Genomic DNA, 16,731 nt, shown 5'->3' with positions numbered 1-16,731 from the left:
CTTGCGCTTCTTGAACGACGATTTCACGGCAAAACCCCAATCATCGGGCCGGCAAACAGGCCGCGCGGACGCCCCTTGCGAGGGACGGCCGAAGGCCCCGGGCCTGCCGCTTGCGAAAGTGCGGACCGGCCTGCAATCCGAACGAAGTGAAGGGCTTGGCTAGATGGATCCGATCGACCGCAAGCACGGCAACAGGCCAGGGGGAAGCATGAACCTCAGCGTGGTGGTGCCTGCCTACCGTTCCGAGCGCTGGGTCGAACGCACGATCCGCTCGGCGATCGCCGAGGGCGTGGCCGAGCGCAACATCATCGTGGTCGAGGACGGTGTGCTCGACGGTACCGGCAAGGTGGTCCAGGCGACTGGGGCGCGGCTGTTCTCGCTGCAGCAGAACGGTGGCGCGCCGCACGCGCGCAACCTGGGGCTGGCCCAGGTGGACACCGACTACGTGATGTTCCTGGATTCGGACGACTACGTGGAGAACGGCCTGCTTGCCGGCCTGGTCGACGTGCTCGAACGCGAGCGCGCGGACGTGGCGATCGGCCCGTGGGTGTACGACGGCGAGGGACGCGAGCGCGGCATGCTGCGCCAGCCGCCATCGCTGGACAACGGCGAGCGCATCTTCCACTGGGTGATGCATGCGTTCTTCCCGCCCTGCTGCATCGCCTGGCGGACCGACGCGATCCGAGCGATCGGCGCCTGGGACGAACGGCTGCGCAAGGACCAGGACGGCGAGCTGATGATCCGCGCGCTGATCCGCGGCCTGAAGGTGGCGATCTCCAGCCAGGGCAATGGCGTCTACTGGCAGCACAACTCGCCCCATCGCGTCACCAAGGCGCAGATCAAGGACGTGATGTACGCCGCCGACGTGGTGTTCGAGCAGATCGAAGGCTGGGTACGCTCGCGCTTGTCCAGCGGCGACGGCCAGGACGAGCGGTTCGCCCTGGGCCGTCTGTGCTGCAAGACCGCCTGGGTCGCCTACGCCTACGGCGACAGTGCCTCGGGTGCGCGATGGAGCGCCAAGGCACGTGAGTTCGGCTTCCACAACCGCGGCTACAACGCGCGCAGTGCGCTGCTGGCTTCCTTCCTGGGTACCCGCATTGCCTCGCGCGTCAAGGCCAGCACCAGTTCGGTATACCGGCGTATCGCGCAGCGATAGGACGTCTCCATGCGCCGCAGCGGCGACCCTTCGTGCCCGGACGGCCGCTATACGGCCGGTTCACGTCAATCCCTCCAACGTTCGCGGCCCCGACCCACGGTCGAGCCCGCCTCCGATCCGCCACCCATGACCGACACGCACGCAAGCGCCGCCCACCGCATCCTGTTCGAGACGGACCACCTGCACCAGGACCTGCGCAAGCGCAGCGTGCGCGGCGCGGCGGTGACCATTTCCAGCCAGGCGGCGCGGCTGCTGCTGCAGGTCGGCGGCATGGCGTTGCTGGCGCGGCTGCTGTTGCCGGAGGACTTCGGCGTCTACGGCAAGACCATCGCGCTGACCGGCTTCATCACCACCATCCAGACCGGTGGGCTGTCGCTGGCGACCGTGCAGCAGGCGCAGATCAACCATGGCCAGGTCAGCACGCTGTTCTGGCTCAATGTGCTGCTGGGACTCACGGCGGCGGCGCTGGTTGCTGCGCTCAGTCCGGCGATGGCGTGGTTCTACAAGGACCCGCGCGTGCTGGCGATCGGCCTGGCCATGGCCGGCGTGGTGCTGATCAGCAGCCTGGGCGTGCAACATCGCGCGCTGCTGCAGCGACAGATGCGCTTCATGCAGAAGGTCAGCGGCGACCTGGTGGCGCTGCTGTCCGGCTTCGTCGCCGCGGTGATCGCCGCGTCGATGGGCGCCGGCTACTGGTCCTTCGTCATCCAGCAATACACCATGGCGCTGGTCACGCTGGTGATGCTCTACGGCTTCTGCCGCTGGGTGCCGGGATTGCCCCGCCGCCGCAGCGGCGTACGCCCGATGGTCAAGCTCGGCGCCAACCAGAGTGCATCGAGCATCCTCAACTTCGCCAACCGCAACGTCGACAACGTGCTCATCGGCCGCTACATCTCCGATGCCGCGCTGGGTTTCTACACGCTCGCCTATCGGCTGTTGCTGTTGCCGATCCAGCAGATCAACGCACCGTTGTCCTCGGTGATGTTGCCGGCGTTGAGCCGATTGCAGCACCAGCCCAAGCGCTTCTGCCGGTTCTATTACCGCGCGCTGGGCGCGATCGTGTTCGTCGGCATGCCGATCGTGTGCTTCCTGTGGGTGGATGCGCGCTCGGTCATCCAGATCGCCCTGGGGCCGAAGTGGCTGCCTACGGTGCCGCTGTTCCAGGCGCTCGGTGTCGCCGCATTCATCGGTACCTTCAACATCGCCGGCAACTGGGTCTACACGTCGCTGGGGCGCACCGATCGCAGGCTGTTCTGGCAGGGCATCGCCACGCCGGTGACGCTGGCGGCGTTCTTCATCGGCCTGCCGTGGGGCGCTTTCGGCATCGCGGTCTCCTTCAGCGCCACCCGCGTGCTGCTGGTGGTGCCCTCGCTGCACAACGCCTACCGCGGCACGCCGGTCGACCTGTGGACCACGGCCAAGACGCTGGCGCGGCCGGCGGCCACGTCCATCGGCGTGGCCGCCATCCTGTGGGGCCTGCAGCACACGATGACCGAATGGCCGGTGCGGTGGGTGTTCCTGGATGCGCTGATCTACGGCGGCCTGTACCTGGGAGCGTGGCTGGCCAATGCATCGGGGCGGGCGCACCTTCGCGACCTCATGTCGGTGCTGGAGGAGTTGCGCTCGCGCAAGCGCTGAACATGCGGCGGGCATGAGGGTGCCCGGTCGGGCAGGAGGACACCATGCAGGGAACATGGCTTCGCGTGTCGCATCCGCTGCGCCAGGCGGTGTCCGGCGCCATCCGCTATTGCCGGCATCGCACGGCCGCGGTGTTTCCCAGTCCGGTGATCTTCGGCGGCAGTCCCAAGTCGGGCACGACCGCCATCGCGGCGCTGCTGGCCGAGGCGACCGGCCTGTCGATCAGCAACGATCCCTTCTGGCGCGTGCTGCGCAGCGACGGCGACGGCTACCTGCTGCCGGACGTGCTGGAAGGAAACCTGCCGCTCGACGCATTCGTGCGCAAGTATCCGGCGTATTTTTCCGCCCGCATCGTCAAGGACCCGGACTTCGTGTTCCTGTACCGCGAGCTGCAACAAGTGTTTCCCGAGTCGCCGCAGGTGTTCATCGTGCGTGATCCACGGCAGAACATCCGCAGCATCCTCGACCGGCTGCACATGCGCGGCGACCTCGAACACCTGGGGCCGGCCGAAAACCGCCGGCTCGCCCGCGAAGGCGGCTGGCGCGCGGTCCTGGACGGCCGGGGGCTGGGCCTGGACGGGCGGGCGAACTATATCGGCCGTCTGGCCCAGCGATGGGTGCGGGGCGTCGACGCGTACTTCGCTGCCGGCACACCAGTGCACCTGGTGCGCTATGAGGATTTCCTGGAAGACCGCGGCGCCCTCATCGCCGACCTCGCCGAGCTTCTTGGCCTGGAACTGCGGACCGACGTCGACGCCAGGCTGGCCCGGCGGCCGACGCATCACGGCCATCGTTCGCTTTCCACGGAAGCATTTTTCGGCGAGCGCAACCTCGCGCTCATCGAGCATACCTGCGGCGCGCACATGGCGAAGTTCGGCTACGCCTGATCCTGTGCCGGGCGCTATCCGCCGGATACGTTCGGTGCGACGCAGGCGTGCCTGTGGCAAGACTCGTCCTCCTGCCCACCTCGCGTGGTCAGGGAAGGGCCGGGATCGCGACCAGAGCGCGCAGTCGCGCTCCGGAGCCTTCCTCCTCGAACGCGGGAGATGGTGGTGGCGGCCGGCGGTTTCGGCACCTTCGGCAGGCGCGCCATTCACCCGCTTGCGACGGCCGCGATGGCAACGTTCGCTGCGGTGCGGCCGCGGGCCAGGGACGACAGCCGACATGGGCGGCGGCCCTTCGCAAACGGCGGCCGCCCAGCACCGGACAACGACGTGCAAACGCCGCAGCCGTCGATCAACAACCACCGCGCGTACCCGATACCGCACACAAGGAGATCCAAGGTGACGGCCAAAGTTTTCTGCATCGGTTTCCACAAGACCGGAACCACCAGCCTTGCCGAGGCACTGCAGGTGCTCGGCTACCGGGTGACCGGGCCGAACGGCGTGCGCAATCCGGACATCGCCACCAAGGTTCGCCCGATGGCCTGGGATCTGGTCGAGAAGTACGACGCGTTCCAGGACAACCCGTGGCCGATCCTCTACAGGGAGCTGGACCTGCGCTACCCGGGCAGCAAGTTCGTGCTGACCATGCGCAGTACCGAGTCGTGGCTGCGCAGCCAGCTCAAGCATTTCGGCGAGCGCGAGACGGCCATGCGCAAGTGGATCTACGGCGATACCCACGGCTGCCCGCAAGGCAACGAGGAGGTCTACGTCCGCCGCTACGAGACGCACAACCGCGAGGTGCAGGAGTATTTCCGCGATCGTCCCGACGACCTGCTGGTGATGGAGCTGGCCAAGGGCGACGGTTGGGAGAAGCTCGCGCCCTTCCTGGGCAAGCCGATGCCTGCGATGCCGTTCCCCCACGCCAACAAGGCCGGCGATCGCGCACTGGTCGCGAAGCTGCTGAAGAAGGGCAAGGCGCAGCTCGCGCACATGGGCGTGCGGCTGGCCTGACGACAGGAACCTGTCCGTTGCGGATGTTCAAAACGCCCCGCTCGGGGCGTTTTGTACGTCCGGGCTCCTGCAGATCCTCGGGACCGCTCAGGCTTCGGTGGGATGCTCGGGCCAGCCGAAGCGCTCGCCCAGCGACAGGTCCCAGGCTTTTGGCGTGAACACATAGGTGCCCGCGCCCGGTGTGACGGTCAGCTCGCCGACGTAGACCTTGCCCTGGTGCACGTAGAAGTCCACGCGCAGGTAACCGAGCGGCTGCGCCAGCTTCTTGGCCAGCGCCAGCATCTCGGGCAGCGCCTCGGGCTTCTCGGTGGTGCCTGAGCTGGGACGCAGCAGTGGCAGGTCCATCTCGAAGGGCGCCGGCGACCAGTCCTCCAGGTACAGCTGTTGTTCGAGATCGCGGAAGCGGCCGTGCATGTGCTGGATGAACACGAACGGCTCGCGGCCTGGCGAGTTGAACACGTTGAACTTGTAGTCGTCCGGCGCATTGCCGCCGTCCAGCAGCGCCTTCTCGAAGAGGATCTTCGGCGGGATCGAGAGGTAGTGCTTTTCCCGGCTGCGCGAGGCAGCGCCCGCGGCGAGCCAGCCGTTGGCCAGCGCGGCCAGCTGCGCGGGGTCTTCCTTGCGCATGTCGCGGACGATCTTGACCTGCCCGAAGCCATTGCTGGTCTTCATCACGAACGAGGCGGGCAGGTTGTCGAAGGTCGCAGGCGTGACCAAGTCGCAGGACAGGTACGCCGGCACCACATAGTCCGCACCGACCGTGCGGGCGACGTAGTCGCGCGCGGCGACCTTGTCGGCCAGCGTGGTGAACACGGGCACCGGATAGCGCATCCGGTAGAAGATCTTTTCGGAGAAGCGCTTCGGGTTGCGGAAATTGCAGAACCGTCCATGCACCTGCAGGGACTTGTACTGGTAGAACCCAGCGTCCGGAAGCGAATTGAAAAGGCGCTTGATGGCCTTCTTGGGCGCGAGGATCTTCATGACGCTCTCTCTTCCTGTCCTTCCGACCACCCGTCCTTAAGACGGTACGCAAGGCGGGTTGGTGCCATTCGACGACGCGCCTGACCGGGCCTGAACCACCACCCCGGACAGCGGGGCGACGCTACTTCAAGGCCCCGGACCCGTCATCACTGCGCATGCCTGCCGGTGAGTGCCTCCGGAACGGCGATGGGTTGCGTTTGCCGGAGGGGACATCGTTTGTGTATTGGGTAGCACGGGTCCCGCAAGACCCGATGGTCGCAACCGACGTTCCGATGCTTCAGATCGCCTGTCGCGCCCGTTGCGCCTGGTCGCACGCGGCCCGGGCACTCGGGGCGAGATACCCGAACTTCTCCACGATGAACCGGTCGCGGTCGCCGACGAGCTTTTCGGTCTGCTCGTCGTAGTAATAGCCGGGGCCGCGCTTCTTGGAGGAGGTGTTGGTCTTGGGCCGCTCCATCAGCTCGGCGACCTTCTGCGCGGGCACCTCGACGTTCGCGGCCCGCAGCGCTTCGAGCAGGTCGGCCTCCAGGTGCTCGTTGCGGATGAACCGGTCGACGAAGCAGTGCTGCCGCTCGTGCTCGATGAGTTGCTCGGGCGTGGTCACCGCCCGCAGCGTGCCGAACTGGTTCTTGCGGCAGGTGAACAGGCGCATGTAGCGCCAGGTCAGCAAGCCGGCGAAGCGATTGACCGGAAAGCGCCAGTAACCCTCGCCGATGTCGCGCCAGTAGCCCGGGTCGTGCAGCATGCGCACCCATTCGCGGAAAGCACCCGGATCGTTGATGTCGCGGAAGGTGCGCTGCCACTCCTTGGTATGCCAGTTCGGCCGCATGCCCATTACCAGGCGCAGCACCGAGAAGAAGTCCCGCTTCCAGCCGTGGTCGCGCAGGCGGATGCCCGGCGTGCTCAGGTTGCTGTAAAGGTCGCCCCGCCCATCGCAGCAGTAGGCCCAGAGCGACACGTGCCAGTCCCATGGGTCGCGCACCGAGCCCAGGAAGAAACGGTCGCCGGTGAACACCTCCTCGGGGGCCTGGTTGTGGCGCATCACCAGGCGGCCGCCGACGATCTCCTTGAGCAGGTTGCGGATGTGGGTGCATCCGGTCTTCTGCAGTTCGAGAAAGACGATCCTGTCGGAAACGAACATAGGTACTCCAGGTTTCTTGGGTCATGCGCGTCGCGCTGGCCGGCCCACGCGCGCTCGCCCGCACGTGCGGGCGAGCCTCCTGGCCGGCAGCGTCGCGCAGGTGTAGGCGACCGCCGTAGCGGCGACGTTGCCATCGGTTCTGTCGTAGAGCGGTGAACTGCTGACCTCGCTTGGGCCGCTCATGGCGCATGACGCCGCCGATTCACCCACCTACGACAAACGCGATGGCAACGTCCCGGCGTTTCGCGGCACGTCACCGGTGACGCGCCGACCGCCATGCACGGATGACGCCGCCCGCGGGCAACAGCCAACGATGGAGCCGATATGTTTGTTTCCGACAGGATCGTTTTCGTGGAACTGCAGAAGACCGGATGCACCCACATCCGCAAGCTGCTCAAGGAAATCGTCGGGGGCGAGCTCATCGACAAGCACAACCAGGCCGGAGCGCACCTGTTCACCGGCGACCGCTTCTTCCTCGGCTCGATCAGGAACCCGTGGGACTGGTACGTCTCGCACTGGGCCTATGGCTGCGATGGCAAGGGCACGGTGTTCTACAACGTCACCACCGACGGCTGGCGCGGCCGCGGCCGCGGCTGGAAGAAGCACCCGATGCAGACGCTGGCCGAGTTCCTGCAGAGCCGCCCGAACCGTCACGCGGACCAATGGCGACGCACCTACCGCGATGCCAACGACCCGGGCGCATTCCGGCAGTGGCTGCACATGCTGCACGATCCCACCTACTGGCCCGACATCGGTGAGGGCTACTGGAAGTGGCCCGCCAACCGGGTTGCCGGCCTGTTGACATGGCGCTACATGAAGCTGTTCACCTGCCGTGAGGGCGGGCTGGGCGCGTTGAAATCCATCGTGACGCCAGAACAACTGGCGGCGCACGAAAGCCGGCACTGCTTCATCGACGCCTTCATCCGCAACGAGCGGCTGGAATCGGACCTGCTCGATGCCCTGGCCCGCGCCGACATTGCCGTGCCGCCGGCCACGGTCGAGGAGATCCGCATGCGACCGAAGACCAATACGTCTTCGAAGAAGCACGGCGCGCAGTTCTATTACGACGCCGCGACCGAGGCGCTGATTGCCGAGCGCGAGAAGCTGATCGTGGAGAAATTCGGCTACCTCGCCCCGGGGGCTGGTGCCTGCGACCGGCGTGCGACCGCGCCGGTGTAGCGGGGCGCGTTCACGCGCCGGTCATCCCGGCGAGGCCTTCTGCGGCTTCACGCAGCGCGATCGGGCCATGTTCCGACTACTTTGCGTTTCATCTCTCCGGCACGCCCTTCTGACAGCGCTTCCACGCTTGCGTTGAAAGAATTGCCCAGCCCGCCGGCGTTTGTTCAACAGGCGTATGCCGGCAGTGAAGCGGGCCGCCTGCCGGCGACGTCCAGGCGGCCCCTTGTTCCGGAATCGCATAACGCAAGGCTACCGATTTCTTTCACAAACGCTTGTCCAAGATGCAACGTCACGGTTGCCTCCTTGGCGCCCCACTGCAACAGGACTGCCCATGACTCTGGCCGCCACCCCCCAAGACCACGCCGCGCCGCGCACGGAAACCGCGCGGGACACCGATCTGCAGCGCCTCGCCGCTTCCTCTCACCTGAAGCGACTGGAGGCCGAGGCGATCCACATCATGCGCGAGGTGGCGGCCGAGTTCGCCAACCCGGTGATGCTCTATTCGGTGGGCAAGGATTCCTCGGTGCTGCTGCACCTGCTGCAGAAGGCGTTCTACCCGGCGCCGCCACCGATCCCGATGATGCACGTGGATACCACCTGGAAGTTCCGCGAGATGATCGCCTTCCGCGACCGCCGCGCGAAGGAGACCGGCTGCCGGCTGATCGTGCACACCAACCAGGAAGGCGCGGCGCAGGGGGTGAATCCGTTCAGCCACGGCGCCAGCGTGCACACCGACATCATGAAGACCCAGGCGCTGAAGCAGGCGCTGGACATGTACAAGTTCGACGCGGCCATCGGCGGCGCGCGCCGCGACGAGGAGAAGTCGCGCGCCAAGGAGCGCGTGTTCTCCTTCCGCAACGCGCAGCACCGCTGGGATCCGAAGAGCCAGCGCCCCGAGCTGTGGAGCCTCTACAACACGCGCATCCACAAGGGCGAGAGCGTGCGCGTGTTCCCGCTGTCGAACTGGACCGAGCTGGATATCTGGCTCTACATCTACCGCGAGAACATCGAGGTGCCCTCGCTGTACCTGGCCAAGGAACGCCCGATCGTCGAGCGCGAGGGCCAGCTGATCATGGTCGACGACGACCGCATGCCGCTGGAGCCCGGCGAAGTGCCGCAGATGCGCAAGGTCCGTTTCCGCACGCTCGGCTGCTACCCGCTCACCGCGGCGATCGAGTCCGACGCCGACACGCTGCCGGCGGTGATCCAGGAAATGCTCATCGCGCGCACCTCCGAACGCCAGGGTCGCATCATCGACCAGGACGCCTCGGCCTCCATGGAAAAGAAGAAGCAGGAAGGGTATTTCTGATGGATCTGCAAATCACCGATACCGCGCCGGACAACGCCGTCACCGCGATCAACGACTACCTGCAGCGGCACGAGACCAAGAGCTTGCTGCGCTTCATCACCTGCGGCAGTGTCGACGACGGCAAGAGCACCCTGCTCGGTCGCCTGCTGTACGACACCAAGCTGCTGTTCGACGACCAGCTGGCCGCGCTCGAGGGCGACAGCCTGCGCCACGGCACGCAGAACGGCGAACTCGATTTCGCGCTGCTGGTCGATGGCCTGTCCGCCGAGCGCGAGCAGGGCATCACCATCGACGTGGCCTACCGCTTCTTCAGCACGGACAAGCGCAAGTTCATCGTCGCCGACTGCCCGGGACACGAGCAGTACACGCGCAACATGGCCACCGGCGCGTCCACCGCGGACCTCGCGGTCGTGCTGGTCGATGCGCGCAAGGGCCTGATGACGCAGACGCGCCGCCACACCTACATCTGCAGCCTGCTGGGCATCCGCCACGTGCTGCTGGCGGTCAACAAGATGGACCTGGTCGACTACGCGCAGAGCACCTTCAAGCGCATCGAGAGCGACTACCGCCTGGTCGCGGCGCAGATGGGTATCGAGAATGTCACCGCGATCCCGCTCTCCGCGCTGGCCGGCGAGAACGTGTCCAGCCGCTCGCAGGTGATGGGCTGGTACAACGGGCCGAGCCTGCTCGAGCACCTGGAGACGGTGCAGGTGGAGCGGGTCACCAGCAAGCTCGGGTTCCGCATGCCGGTGCAATGGGTCTGCCGTCCCAACCAGAACTTCCGCGGCTACGCGGGCCAGGTGGTGGCCGGCTCGATCGCGCCGGGCGACGAGATCGTCGCGTTGCCCAGCGGCGTGCGTTCGCGCGTGGCGCGCCTGGTCACTGCCGACGGCGACCTGCCGCGCGCAGCCGCCGGGGATGCGGTGGCGATCCAGCTCGAGGACGAGCGCGACATCAGCCGTGGCGACGTGATCGCCTCGATCTCCTCGCCGCCGCAGGTGGCCGACCAGTTCGCCGCGCACCTGTTGTGGATGGACGCCGCCGCGCTGCTGCCGGGCCGTCCGTACTGGCTGAAGATCGGCGCGCGCATGGTCACCGCGCAGGTGACCGAGATCAAGCACCGGGTCGACGTGAACACGCAGGAGAAGCGTGCCGCCAAGCGCCTGGAACTGAACGAGGTCGGCTTCTGCAACGTGAGCCTGGACCACGCGATCGCGTTCGAGTCATACGAGGACTGCCGCGAGCTGGGCGCATTCATCCTGATCGACCGCCAGACCAATGCCACGGTGGCCGCCGGCACGCTCAACTTCGCCTTGCGCCGCGCCGACAACATCCACTGGCAGCACACGGACGTCGATCGCGTGGCGCGTGCGCGCATCAAGGGCCAGACGCCGGCCTGCCTGTGGTTCACCGGCCTGTCGGGTTCCGGCAAGTCGACCATCGCCAACGTGGTGGAGAAGCGCCTGCACGCGATGGGCTACCACACGTACATGCTCGACGGCGACAACGTGCGCCATGGCCTCAACCGCGACCTGGGTTTCACCGACGAGGACCGCGTGGAGAACATCCGCCGCGTGGCGGAGGTCTCCAAGCTGATGGTCGATGCGGGCCTGATCGTGATGGTGTCCTTCATCAGCCCGTTCCGCAGCGAGCGTGGCATGGCACGCAGCCTGTTCGAGAACGGCGAGTTCCGCGAGGTGTTCGTCGACACGCCGCTTGAGGTGTGTGCGCAGCGCGATCCGAAGGGCCTCTACGCGAAGGCGAAGGCCGGGCAGATCCGCAACTTCACCGGCATCGACTCGCCGTACGAGCGCCCGGAAAACCCGGAGATGCACCTGGACACCATGGGTGCCTCCGTGGACGAGCTGGCGCAGCGGATCATCGACGGTCTGCTCGGGCAGTAACCCGGGCCCTTGTGGCCCCCAACAGACCTGCGATTCCGAGCCCCCTCCCGTTCCGGGAGGGGGTTTTTCGTGGGCATGCCGGCTGGGCGAATTCGCCTGATGCTCTTGCACCCTCTCCCTCCGGGGAGAGGGTGCCGGCTGCTCGCGTTGTCCGAGCTGCGCGTACTTTGCTCTTGAACCCTCTCCCCTCCGGGGAGAGGGCAGGGTGAGGGGCTGGGGCTCGCGGGAAGAGGTGGCGGGCGGAGAGCGCTTCAGAGCTTCTGCGACGAGCAGGCCCGAGGCTAGTGCGACCCCTCACCCCAACCCTCTCCCCGGAGGGGAGAGGGAGCCATCTGCTCGCGTTGTCCGAGCTGCGCGTACTTGCTCTTGAACCCTCTCCCCTCCGGGGAGAGGGCAGGGTGAGGGGCCGGGGCTCGCGGCGAAGGGTGGCGGGCGGAGAGCGCTTCAGAGCCTCTGCGACGGGCAGGCCCGGGGCTAGTGCGACCCCTCACCCCAACCCTCTCCCCGGAGGGGAGAGGGAGCCGTCTGCTCGCGTTGCCCGAGCTGCGCGTACTTTGCTCTTGAACCCTCTCCCCTCCGGGAGGGGACAGGGTGAGGGGCCGGGGCTCGCGGGGAAGGGTGGCGGGCGGAGAGCGCTTCAGAGCCTCTGCGACGAGCAGGCCCGAGGCTAGTGCGACCCCTCACCCCAACCCTCTCCCCGGAGGGGAGAGGGAGCCGGCTGCTCGCGTGGTCCGAGCCGTGCGTGCTTGCTCTGGAACACTCTCCCCTCCGGGGAGAGGGAGCCAGTCGCTCGTGGCCTCAATCGAGGGTGCTGGCGACATGCGTCGCCGGCGCCGTGGCGTTTCTGCCGTTCGGTGGAACGTCCTCCCCGTAGGGGCCCGGTTCGGGCCAGCCGAACTTGGCGCCCAGGGCCTCGTCCCATCCCTTCGGCTCGAACACATATCGACCCGCACCCGGCGTGAGCGTGAGTTCGCCGACGTAGATGCGACCCTGGTGCAGATAGAGGTCCACGCGCATGTATCCCAGTGGCTCGGCCAGCTTGCGCGCGACGTGCAGCATCTCGTCGAGTTTTTCGGGGCGAGGGGCGGCGCAACCGCTGGTCTTCTGGTGCAGCAACTGGAAAGGCGCCGGACGCCAGTCCTCCAGGTAGAGATCCTGGGTCAGGTGCTCGAAACGGCCCTGCATGTGCTGGATGAAAACGTAGGGCTTCTGCCCCGGCCCGGGATTGAACACGTTGAACTTGAAGTCGGCCGGCGGCCGGCCATCGGTCAACAGGGCGTGTTCGAAGATGATGCGCGGACGGATATAGCGGTAATGCTTCTCGCGCATGCGCATCGGGAATTCCGATGCCATCCACTGGTTGGCCAGCTGCGCCAGCACGACCGGGTCTTCGTCGCGCTTGTCCAGCACGATGCGAAGCTGGCCGAAGCTGTGATTGGCCTTCATCACGAAGCTGCCGGGCAGGGTGTCGAAGGTTTCCGGCCCGACTTCCTCGGCGATCAGGTAGGCCGGCACCAGATACTGCGAGCCCACCGCGTTGGCTACGTAGCCGCGTACCTCGACCTTGTCCGCCAGGCGGGAGAACAGCGGCGAGGGGTAGCGCATGCGGTGGAAGATCTTTTCCGAGAAACGGCGTGGCCGCTCGAAACGGCAGGGCCGGCCGTGCGTCATCAGGTATTTGTACTGATAGAAGGCGCAGTCGGGCAGCGCCATCACCAGCGGCGATACCTGTTCCCTGAAGGCTTTGAGCTTGCGCGTCATCGTGCTGCCTGCTGCGGGGCGGAGTGTCCGTGACCGCTCCGCGCCCTGGGTTGTCCGCCGTTCCGCGTCCGGGGCGGCAAGCGGTCTTGCGGTGTCGGGTGAACGGTCGAACTCACGCTCTGGCGATTTCCATGGATAAGGGATGACGTAATTGTTGGGCGTGCGTAGTCGATGCAACGTGCAATGTCACGGAAGGGCGGGTGTAGGGCGGCGCAAGCGAGGCGGCCGGTCGCATGCGGCGGTGCGGTGGGCTTGCCGACGGCGTGGGCCGGCCCGCATGCCGTTTCGGTGCGGACCGGCCAGCCGGAAGGGGCAAGCCGGGGGTGCCGCAAGCGCCTGGCGAAAGGTGCTATTTGGCGGCCGAGCCGCGCTTGGGGCCGTGGCTGTTCTTGCTGTAGGAGGACAGCAGGGTGACCGACGAGCGCAGCCGAACGACGTTGCTCGGCAGCTCCGCCGCTTCCAGCGTCGGCCGCGGCTGCGGCGTGGACGGTGCCGACTGCTGCTTCTGCCACAGGCGGGCCATCGCCGTCACGTAGATCGTCGTCAGTGCGCCGAAGGCGATCAGGTTGCTGCCGGGCGCCAGCGAGTGAGTCAGCATGCCGGTCAGCGCAAACAGGATGGCCAGCATCACCAGAGCCACCAGCGTGGTGCGCGGGCCCAGGCCGGCGCGCAGCATCATGTGGTGGATGTGACCGCGGTCCGGCTTGAACGGACTCTTGCCCTCGCGGATGCGGCGCACCACCACCTGCAGCGTGTCGAGCACCGGCAGCGCCACGCACCAGAGCACGTCGATGGTGGAAAGCTCGTTGTCAGGCACGCTCTGGCTCAGGTGGATGAGCGTCCAGGCCAGGATGTAGCCCACCACCATGCTGCCGGCGTCGCCGAGAAAGATCTTCTTGCCGACCAGGCCCAGGTTCGCGGCCAGGTAGGGCACCAGTGCGCCGGCCAGCAGCACCAGCACGATCACGCCAGGCCACTGCGGCTGGCCCTGGTATAGGATGATCGCGGCGATGCTGACCAGGGCGAGCATGCCGGCGAGGCCGTCGATGCCGTCCATCATGTTGAAGGCGTTGAGCAGGCCGATCACCGCGACCACCGTCAGCGGGATGCCGAACACGCCCAGTTCGAACTCGTGGCCGAACAAGTGACCCAACGTATGGATATGCACGCCGGTGAACGCGACCATGGCCAGCACGGCGGCGGTCTGCACCAGCAGCCGTGCGCGCACGCTCAGGTCGAAGCGGTCGTCCAGCGCGCCCACCAATGCCAGCACGGCCGCGGTGGCGAGCAGCACGTTGGTGAAGAGGTGGGTCTGCCCATCGACGACGGCACCGGCAAGCACGCCGAGGAAGGCCGCCAGTCCACCGATCAAGGGGATGTGGCCTACGTGATGCTTGCGTTCATCCGGGCGGTCGACCAGGCCCCAGGCGCCGGCCAACCGGTACAGAATGGCGATCGCCAACGCCGAAACGCAGGCAGCCGTCAGACAAGCGATAAGTATCCGGGAGTACTGCATAGTGGCTAGTCCCATCGTCCTGATCGGGCCATGCCGGCAGACGTAGCTATCCCGTCGCTGACACGGCACACCTGCATGTGCAGGCAAAACCGGATATCCCCGTTCCCTGGCTCCCGCGAAGGAGCTTCCGGAGAGAGTAGGCAGGCACCAGTGCAATTCTCGTCAACAGGAAACAGGCGCGACTTGCCTGCAAGGGAGGGGCCGGAGGGCCTGTCGCGGCCGCTTCGCGATTCAGTGAAGAATCAGTCGAAAAGCAGGTTGATGACCACCAGCGTGGCCACCAGCATCGCCAGCGTCAGCGGGATGCCGACGCGCAGGAAATCCTTGCCGCGGTAGCCGCCGGGGCCGGCCACCATCATCAGCGCCGGATGGCCGGAGCTCAGCAGGAAGGTGTTGGACGAGGATACCGCCACGATCAGGGCGTAGGCTGAAGGATTGCCGCCGGTGGCTACCGCCACGCTGATCGCGATCGGCACCATCATCACGGTCGCGCCTACGTTGGACATCACCTGCGAGAACAGCAGCGTGAGCACCGCAAGGCACGTCTGCAGCACCCACGGCGAGGCGCCGCCCAGCTTGTCCAGCACCTCCTGCGCCAGCCAGGCGGCCGTGCCGGTGGCGTCCATCGACCAGCCCAGCGGAATGAGGCAGGCGGTGACGAAGATGGTCTTCCAGTTGACCGCCTTGTAGGCCTCGTCCATGTTCAGCACGCCAGTCAGCAGCATGCCGATCGCGCCGGTCATCATCGCCACCGACAGGTCCAGGTGGGTGAACAGTGCCAGGCACTTGGCCAGCAGGAAGAAGCCGACCGCCTGCCAGATCTTGCCGGGGCGCTGTTCTTCCTTGGGGATGTCGGTGACGACCACCAGGTCCTTGTCCTCGGCCGCCAGCGCCAGGTCGCGCCAGCTCGAGTGCAGCACCAGCGTGTCGCCGGCGCGCAGGTTGACGCCGCGGACGTCGTCGCGGAACACCTGGTCGCCGCGGTTGATCGCCAGTACCGAAATGCCGTAGCGCTTGCGCAGGCGCAGGTCGCCCACGTTCTGCTTGAGGAAGCGCGAGGACGGCGGCAGCACCGCCTCGGAGATGCCCGCGCGGGTCGGGTTGAACAACTCGCCCAGCTGGCGCATGCGCGGCGACACCTTGCACAGCTGGTTGTTGGCGAAGTGGTTGATCTCCTCGCGCGGCGCCAGCACGCCGAGCACCGAGCCGACCCAGATCACGTAGTCGACCGGCGGCGCCATGCGCGCGTCGTTGCCGCTCTTGATCGCCAGGATCAACGGCGCGCCGTGCAGCTGCTCGACCTCGCCGATGCTCATGCCGACCAGCGGGCTCTCCGCGGTGACGGTCAGCTCCGCGGTCTCGCCGCCGATGCCGTAGGTCTCGGCGAAGTAGCTCTCGGTGCGGCCGGGGGTCACCTTCAGCCGCTCGTCCTCGCGCTCGGGCAGCAGCTTGCGGGTGAACAGCCAGAAGTAGGTGATGCCCAGCAATGCCAGCACCAGGCCGACCGGGGTCACGCTGAACAGGCCGAACTTCGGGATCGTGTGCGCGCCGGGCGGCAGGTTCGCGTTGGCGCTGGCGATCAGGTCGTTGAGGACGATCAGCGGCGAGTTGGCGATCAGCGTGGTGTTGGTCGCCGTCAGGATGCAGAAGCCCATCGGCAGCAGCAGCCGCGAGATTGGCACGCCGGTGCGCGCGGACAGGCGGCTAGTCACCGGGATCATCAGCGCGGCCAGCGCCTGGCTCGGGATCACCGCGCTGAACAGGCTCGTCACCGAGTTGATCACCACGCCCAGCCGCGATTCCTTGCCGCGCGCCATGCGCATGACGAAGTTGGCGGTGAGCGACAGCACGCCGGCGCGGTCCAACCCGGCGCCCATGATCATGATCGCGATGATCGCGATCACCGCGTTGCCGGCGAAGCCATTGAACACGCGGTCGGACGGGATCAGGCCGGTGAGGCCGATCACCACCACCACCAGCAGCGCCACCATGTCGGCGCGGATCCACTCCAGCACCAGCATCAGCATGGTGAAGCCCACCAGCCCGAGCACCAGGATCATTTCGGGGGTGAGCGCGAGGGCCACTAGCGAGCGTCCAGGTAAGGCTGGAGGTGGAAGGCGATGGTGTTTTGCAGTGGATCCCTCACGCGGCGGCGGCCCGTCCCTGTTTGCCCGCCAGTATAAGCGGGGCGTTGCTGCGGCTGGTGAACCTCTCCTCTCCGGGAGAGGGCAGGGTGAGGGCCGGGGCTCGC

The 16,731-nt window shown here is 66.8% G+C and carries 12 protein-coding genes; 7 read left to right on the top strand and 5 right to left on the bottom strand.

The annotated features are described in order from the left end of the window. Nucleotides 1–163 precede the first annotated feature (163 nt). The 4 genes from J7I44_RS05855 (at nt 164) to J7I44_RS05840 (ending at nt 4,689) form a co-directional block, all read left to right on the top strand. Entirely contained in the window at nt 164–1,156 is a 993-nt protein-coding gene (locus J7I44_RS05855) for a glycosyltransferase family 2 protein (protein ID WP_209617285.1), read from the top strand. A 126-nt stretch (nt 1,157–1,282) separates the two neighbouring features. Continuing rightward, nucleotides 1,283–2,794, top strand: a complete 1,512-nt coding sequence (locus tag J7I44_RS05850; RefSeq protein ID WP_209617283.1) for a lipopolysaccharide biosynthesis protein — start codon at nt 1,283–1,285, stop codon at nt 2,792–2,794. Nucleotides 2,795–2,838: 44 nt separating this feature from the next. After that, the gene (locus J7I44_RS05845) at nt 2,839–3,681 is read left to right on the top strand and encodes a sulfotransferase family protein (RefSeq protein ID WP_209617280.1); all 843 of its coding nucleotides are present in this window, start codon (nt 2,839–2,841) and stop codon (nt 3,679–3,681) included. Between the two features lie 396 nt (nt 3,682–4,077). Continuing rightward, nucleotides 4,078–4,689, top strand: coding sequence for a sulfotransferase family protein (locus tag J7I44_RS05840; RefSeq protein WP_209617277.1), 612 nt, complete (start codon nt 4,078–4,080; stop codon nt 4,687–4,689). Nucleotides 4,690–4,776: 87 nt separating this feature from the next. Here J7I44_RS05840 and J7I44_RS05835 read toward each other — a convergent pair whose 3' ends face one another. Together J7I44_RS05835 and J7I44_RS05830 are read right to left on the bottom strand one after the other, a co-directional pair. After that, nucleotides 4,777–5,670, bottom strand: a complete 894-nt coding sequence (locus J7I44_RS05835; RefSeq protein ID WP_209617275.1) for an ATP-grasp fold amidoligase family protein — start codon at nt 5,668–5,670, stop codon at nt 4,777–4,779. 277 nt (nt 5,671–5,947) lie between these two features. Continuing rightward, nucleotides 5,948–6,811, bottom strand: a complete 864-nt coding sequence (locus J7I44_RS05830; protein ID WP_209617271.1) for a hypothetical protein — start codon at nt 6,809–6,811, stop codon at nt 5,948–5,950. Between the two features lie 351 nt (nt 6,812–7,162). Here J7I44_RS05830 and J7I44_RS05825 point away from each other — a divergent pair, with 351 nt between their 5' ends. The 3 genes from J7I44_RS05825 (at nt 7,163) to cysN (ending at nt 11,203) form a co-directional block, all read left to right on the top strand. Beyond that, a complete protein-coding gene (locus tag J7I44_RS05825; protein WP_209617268.1) occupies nt 7,163–7,990 on the top strand; it encodes a hypothetical protein in 828 nt (275 codons plus the stop codon). A gap of 331 nt (nt 7,991–8,321) precedes the next feature. Beyond that, nucleotides 8,322–9,299, top strand: coding sequence for a sulfate adenylyltransferase subunit CysD (gene cysD, locus J7I44_RS05820; RefSeq protein WP_209617266.1), 978 nt, complete (start codon nt 8,322–8,324; stop codon nt 9,297–9,299). Further along, nucleotides 9,299–11,203, top strand: coding sequence for a sulfate adenylyltransferase subunit CysN (cysN, locus tag J7I44_RS05815; protein ID WP_209617250.1), 1,905 nt, complete (start codon nt 9,299–9,301; stop codon nt 11,201–11,203). Before cysD ends, cysN begins: the two co-directional genes overlap by 1 nt. A 798-nt stretch (nt 11,204–12,001) precedes the next feature. Here cysN and J7I44_RS05810 read toward each other — a convergent pair. From J7I44_RS05810 to J7I44_RS05800, 3 genes are all read right to left on the bottom strand, one after another. Then, nucleotides 12,002–12,964 (bottom strand): ATP-grasp fold amidoligase family protein, encoded by a 963-nt coding sequence (locus J7I44_RS05810; protein WP_209617248.1) that lies wholly within the window; start codon nt 12,962–12,964, stop codon nt 12,002–12,004. A gap of 349 nt (nt 12,965–13,313) precedes the next feature. After that, nucleotides 13,314–14,495: a hypothetical protein gene (locus tag J7I44_RS05805; protein WP_209617245.1), complete on the bottom strand. Its 1,182-nt coding sequence runs from the start codon at nt 14,493–14,495 to the stop codon at nt 13,314–13,316. Nucleotides 14,496–14,722: 227 nt separating this feature from the next. After that, entirely contained in the window at nt 14,723–16,540 is a 1,818-nt protein-coding gene (locus tag J7I44_RS05800) for an SLC13 family permease (protein WP_245187979.1), read from the bottom strand. Between the last annotated feature and the right edge of the window lie 191 nt (nt 16,541–16,731).

The sequence above is a fragment of the Frateuria flava genome, from assembly GCF_017837635.1.
Taxonomy (GTDB): Bacteria; Pseudomonadota; Gammaproteobacteria; order Xanthomonadales; family Rhodanobacteraceae; genus Frateuria_A; species Frateuria_A flava.
Note: the sequence above shows the minus strand (reverse complement) of the source record. Positions and strands in the feature narration are given on the sequence as shown.

What these genes read in the sequence shown, in the direction of transcription:
- J7I44_RS05850 (WP_209617283.1), top strand. Translation starts at nt 1,283, where the DNA reads ATGACCGACACGCACGCAAGCGCCGCCCACCGCATCCTGTTCGAGACG.
- cysD (WP_209617266.1), top strand. Translation starts at nt 8,322, where the DNA reads ATGACTCTGGCCGCCACCCCCCAAGACCACGCCGCGCCGCGCACGGAA.
- J7I44_RS05855 (WP_209617285.1), top strand. Translation starts at nt 164, where the DNA reads ATGGATCCGATCGACCGCAAGCACGGCAACAGGCCAGGGGGAAGCATG.
- J7I44_RS05810 (WP_209617248.1), bottom strand. Translation starts at nt 12,964, where the DNA reads ATGACGCGCAAGCTCAAAGCCTTCAGGGAACAGGTATCGCCGCTGGTG.
- cysN (WP_209617250.1), top strand. Translation starts at nt 9,299, where the DNA reads ATGGATCTGCAAATCACCGATACCGCGCCGGACAACGCCGTCACCGCG.
- J7I44_RS05845 (WP_209617280.1), top strand. Translation starts at nt 2,839, where the DNA reads ATGCAGGGAACATGGCTTCGCGTGTCGCATCCGCTGCGCCAGGCGGTG.
- J7I44_RS05830 (WP_209617271.1), bottom strand. Translation starts at nt 6,811, where the DNA reads ATGTTCGTTTCCGACAGGATCGTCTTTCTCGAACTGCAGAAGACCGGA.
- J7I44_RS05800 (WP_245187979.1), bottom strand. Translation starts at nt 16,540, where the DNA reads ATGATCCTGGTGCTCGGGCTGGTGGGCTTCACCATGCTGATGCTGGTG.
- J7I44_RS05805 (WP_209617245.1), bottom strand. Translation starts at nt 14,495, where the DNA reads ATGGGACTAGCCACTATGCAGTACTCCCGGATACTTATCGCTTGTCTG.
- J7I44_RS05835 (WP_209617275.1), bottom strand. Translation starts at nt 5,670, where the DNA reads ATGAAGATCCTCGCGCCCAAGAAGGCCATCAAGCGCCTTTTCAATTCG.